The organism is Psychrobacillus sp. (genome assembly GCF_056205495.1).
Genome location: NZ_JBAEAP010000273.1, coordinates 1 through 4,268, shown reverse-complemented (window position 1 = coordinate 4,268; position 4,268 = coordinate 1). Strand labels below are relative to the sequence as shown.

At 37.5% G+C, this 4,268-nt stretch carries 4 protein-coding genes and 1 pseudogene; 2 read left to right on the top strand and 3 right to left on the bottom strand.

Annotated features, from left to right (window positions below; translation table 11 throughout):
• Window positions 1-444: DEAD/DEAH box helicase (locus AC06OU_RS07970; RefSeq protein ID WP_475855092.1), on the bottom strand; the 444-nt coding region annotated here is incomplete at its 3' end.
• A gap of 248 nt (window positions 445-692) precedes the next feature.
• On the opposite strand from AC06OU_RS07970, the gene AC06OU_RS07965 reads away from it, so the two are divergent.
• Window positions 693-914, top strand: coding sequence for a DUF2187 family protein (locus AC06OU_RS07965; protein WP_169359263.1), 222 nt, complete (start codon window positions 693-695; stop codon window positions 912-914).
• Here the strand turns inward: AC06OU_RS07965 and recQ are convergent.
• Together recQ and AC06OU_RS07955 are read right to left on the bottom strand one after the other, a co-directional pair.
• Window positions 899-2,665 (bottom strand): DNA helicase RecQ, encoded by a 1,767-nt coding sequence (gene recQ, locus AC06OU_RS07960; protein ID WP_475855091.1) that lies wholly within the window; start codon window positions 2,663-2,665, stop codon window positions 899-901. The genes AC06OU_RS07965 and recQ overlap by 16 nt on opposite strands.
• 40 nt (window positions 2,666-2,705) lie before the next feature.
• A complete protein-coding gene (locus AC06OU_RS07955; protein WP_251555282.1) occupies window positions 2,706-2,945 on the bottom strand; it encodes a hypothetical protein in 240 nt (79 codons plus the stop codon).
• Between the two features lie 252 nt (window positions 2,946-3,197).
• Here AC06OU_RS07955 and AC06OU_RS07950 point away from each other — a divergent pair.
• Window positions 3,198-4,268: pseudogene (locus AC06OU_RS07950) on the top strand (class I SAM-dependent rRNA methyltransferase); the annotation flags it as partial.

Here is a 4,268-nt window from a genome sequence, read left to right as displayed (position 1 = left end):
TACTAAGTATTCTATTTTGGATACATCCAATGTCCCTTTTTCTATATGATCTAACACACGACCTGGAGTTCCAACTACAATATGTGTTTTTTGCTTTAATGCCAGCTTTTGCTTTGCAAATGGAGATTTTCCATACAACGCTAATCCTTTAATTCGTTTATAGCGACCGATATTTGTGATGTCTTCCTGAACCTGCACTGCAAGCTCTCTTGTTGGGGTTAAAACTAAAGCTTGTGGCTTATTTTCTTCCCAATCTACTAGCTCACATAAAGGAGTGGCAAATGCTGCAGTCTTCCCACTACCTGTTTTCGATTTCACCAGAATGTCTTTCTTTGATAAGGCTACTGGGATAACCTTTTGTTGGACTTCTGTTGGCTCTGTGTAACCTAGTTGTTCAATTGCTTGCAATATTTTATCATCTAATTTAAATTCGTTAAAATGCATTCTGCATAATCTCCTCTTAGTTAAAGCCTAATTTATCTTCCGCGTTCTTTTTCTTACCTTACTTCTATCATGTGCAAATGGGGTCATCTCAAACATAAAATGTGTTAGTGTCATTGGACAAACTACAATTCGACAATATTCGTAGGGAATCTCTTTTTAATAATCTTAAACTACAATTTTCAACCCAGTTTTGTGGTATAATTACTATATCGCTCTGTGAGTGAATATATTAGAAAAGAGGCAGATACATGAGTTTCCAACGACAACCTAAGGATGTTTCACCTTTCGTGGCAGCACGGAAAATTGATGAGAAGATCTCTTTTACACGCAATGATGTTGAAGTACAAGGTACTATTTTTAAAATCCTAGAGCAATCTGTTATTGTCGAAATATCTATGGAGGATGCGAAGAAAATTAATGTTCCTTCGAATCTTACAGTAGTATCACATAAAAACTATACGGTGATATAACGGAGTATTTCTTCTAGAAAAGCTTGACCATATTTGTCACGCTTATTAGCACCAACTCCATGTACATCTAGTAGCTCATCTTCGGTTTGCGGACGCTTTACGCACATGTCTTGTAATGTTTTATCAGAAAATATAACAAACGGTGGAACACCAGCTTCGTCCGCAATTTTTTTCCGAAGCACTCTTAATCCTTCAAATAACGGGTCATTCTTAGCAATCTGCTTTGTGACTGCTACTCCCTTACGCATGATTTTTCTCTTCCCTAACAATACTTCTTTTCCTGCATCCGAAATATAAATCGTCGGCATACTTCCCTGGTTCACTAGAAGTAACCCTTCTGCAATCATAAACTCCATAAGCCCTAACACTTCTTTTAAGGATTTAGCCTTTAATATCCCATAAGTAGATAGTTTTTGAAATCCAAACTCTATTACCTTTTTGTTTTCTGAACCTGTTAGCACCTGAGCAGTTATCGTCTTACCAAATCTTTGTCCCATTCTAACCACGCAAGACAAAACCATTTGTACTTCCTTTGTAACGTCCTGCATTTCTCTAGAATCTGTACAATTTCCACATTGACCACAAATTTCTCCATTGGGTTCTCCAAAATATTGCACAATATATTGCTGTAAGCAGTTTTCTGTATGGCAATAATCTACCATCCCTTGAAGTTTTTCTAATTCTTGAGGAATTCTATCTCGGTCTAATGCCTGATCGATTAAGAAGCGCTGTGTTTGTACATCCTGCGATGCATAGAGAACCACACATTCACTCGGTAGTCCATCTCGGCCAGCTCTGCCAGCCTCTTGATAATAGCTTTCCATGTTTTTAGGAAGCTGATAGTGAATGACATATCGGACATTCGATTTATCAATTCCCATTCCAAAGGCATTTGTAGCAACCATAACTTGTGCCTCATCTGTAAGGAACCGCTCCTGCTCCTTGTTTCTAAAGGCCTCAGGTAATCCCGCATGGTATTTAGCCGCTTGGACTCCTGCCTTGTTTAATAAATCATATAGCAAATCTACTGTTTTTCTCGTTGCTGCATATATAATGCCGACTTCCTGTGCATTCTTTTTAATAAATTCTTTTAAAAATTTATTCTTATCTTGTCCGAGCACAACAGAGAACGATAGATTTGAACGAGCAAATCCTGTGATAACCGTATTTTCATCTCGAATTTGTAATAGTCGACAAATATCATCTCGTACAGCTGGTGTCGCTGTTGCTGTTAACGCAAGAACAACAGGCTGTTCCGTGAATACATCCTTTAATCGATGAATCGCACGGTAGCTGGGACGAAAATCATGACCCCACTGAGAGATACAGTGTGCCTCATCAACTGCAATTAACGGTACCTTCACTTTTTTTAATTGGTTCAAAAAGGCTTGTGATTCCAAACGCTCTGGAGCTATATAAAGCATTCGATATTGGCCATTTAAAACCTCTTCCATCGTTTCTCGTACTTCTTCAGAAGATAATGTGCTATTTATGAATGTTGCGGGTATACCTGCCTGCAATAAGGTATCCACCTGATCCTTCATCAAGGAAATCAATGGCGAAATTACTATGGTCGTCCCATCTAATAATAGAGAGGGAATTTGATAGCAAAGAGATTTACCACCTCCAGTAGGCATAACACACAGGCTGGATTTGCCATTCATTACATAATTGATAACTTTCTCTTGTCCTTCTCTGAAAGAGTCATAGCCATAATATTCCTGTAGTAACTGTGTTGCATTTTCTAGCATGCTAGTCGCTCCTATCTAGTGAAGTAAAAAGGGAAACAGATTATTTTCCGCTTCCCTTCTTTTTATTCTCTGTATGATTAGCTGATGGTTTTGGATCTACCTTGTCGATGTCTGGTTTTAAGAGGATATAACCTATGGAAGAGGACACAATAGCTGCACCAAGTGCGATAAGAATCTTATTTATAATAGTGACTTCATTATATTCTTCTTGAGATAAAAGAATGGCTGCCAATACGACCACAATTACCATGATTGGTATGATAACTTTTGATTTTTTCAAAACAAACTTCCTTTCGCGACATATAGATTAGTATATCATAATTTATAGGAAGAATGTGACGAAGAGGGTGTAACGTCGAGTTAAATTAGAGGCTACTTTATATTATAAGTATGGAAATCCATTAGTCTCTATTTTGTACTTGTAGGTAAAATAAGTCATTTATAAGCTACTGAATTAACTGGGACCTCGTTCCTTTTTAAATATAGCTGGTTATGTGATAATAGAGAAAACATAACTAGAAGGATGAAATGTATGCAAAAAGAAATAGATATTAAAGTAAAAGACTCTCTAGCACAAGATTTACAGAAGGGGGTTCCTGTTTTACTGAAGGATGGCTTTCACGAGACGGACTCGTTGGTAGATGGAACAATTCTAAAGCTCAGAAACCCTGGAGGAAAGTTTATAGGCAAAGGCTATGTCGGGAAGCAAAACAAGGGAATTGGCTGGCTGCTTACTAAAAATGAAGCAGAGACAATTGATACTGGTTTCTTTCAAAATAAAATTACCAATGCATTAAAGCACCGAAAAGATTACTATGAAAACGATGATACAACCGCCTTCCGTGTCTTTAATGGAGAAGGTGACGGAATCGGCGGTTTGACGATCGATTATTTTGATGAGTTTTATCTACTCAGCTGGTACAGTGAAGGGATTTATGCATTTAAGGAGCAAATCTTAAAAGCTTTAGAATCTACTGTTCCTTCTTATAAAGGAATTTATGAAAAAAAAACGGTTCGACACGAAGGGCCAGTATTTAGAAGACGATGATTTCGTTAAAGGCGAACGCGGGGAGTTCCCTCTTTTAGTAAAAGAAAATGGGGAAAACTTTGCTATCTACTTAAACGATGGAGCGATGGTAGGAGTCTTCCTAGATCAGCGAGAGATTCGAAAAAAAATACGCGATGAGTATGCAAAAGGAAAAACAGTTCTCAATACATTCTCCTATACTGGTGCTTTTTCTGTATTTGCTGCAGCTGGTGGTGCAAAAAAGACAACAAGTGTCGATTTAGCAAAACGTAGTTTAAGTAAAACGACAGAGCAATTTGAAATAAACGGGATTAATGTTGAAGACCAGGATATTATCGTGATGGATGTCTTCGATTATTTCAAATATGCAAAGCGTAAAGAATTATCTTTTGACATGGTTATTTTAGATCCCCCTAGCTTTGCACGCTCGAAGAAGTATACGTTCAGTTCTGCTAAGGATTATACGAAATTGTTAATAGATGCCATCGCGATAACAGAAAAAAACGGAGTAATTGTTGCCTCCACAAACAATGCAACCTTTGGCATGAAGAAATTTAAGACCTTTGTGGAAAAGGC

Bases quoted from the DNA above. Each gene is read 5' to 3' on its own strand.
- AC06OU_RS07965 (WP_169359263.1), top strand. From the start codon at position 693: ATGAGTTTCCAACGACAACCTAAGGATGTTTCACCTTTCGTGGCAGCA.
- recQ (WP_475855091.1), bottom strand. From the start codon at position 2,665: ATGCTAGAAAATGCAACACAGTTACTACAGGAATATTATGGCTATGAC.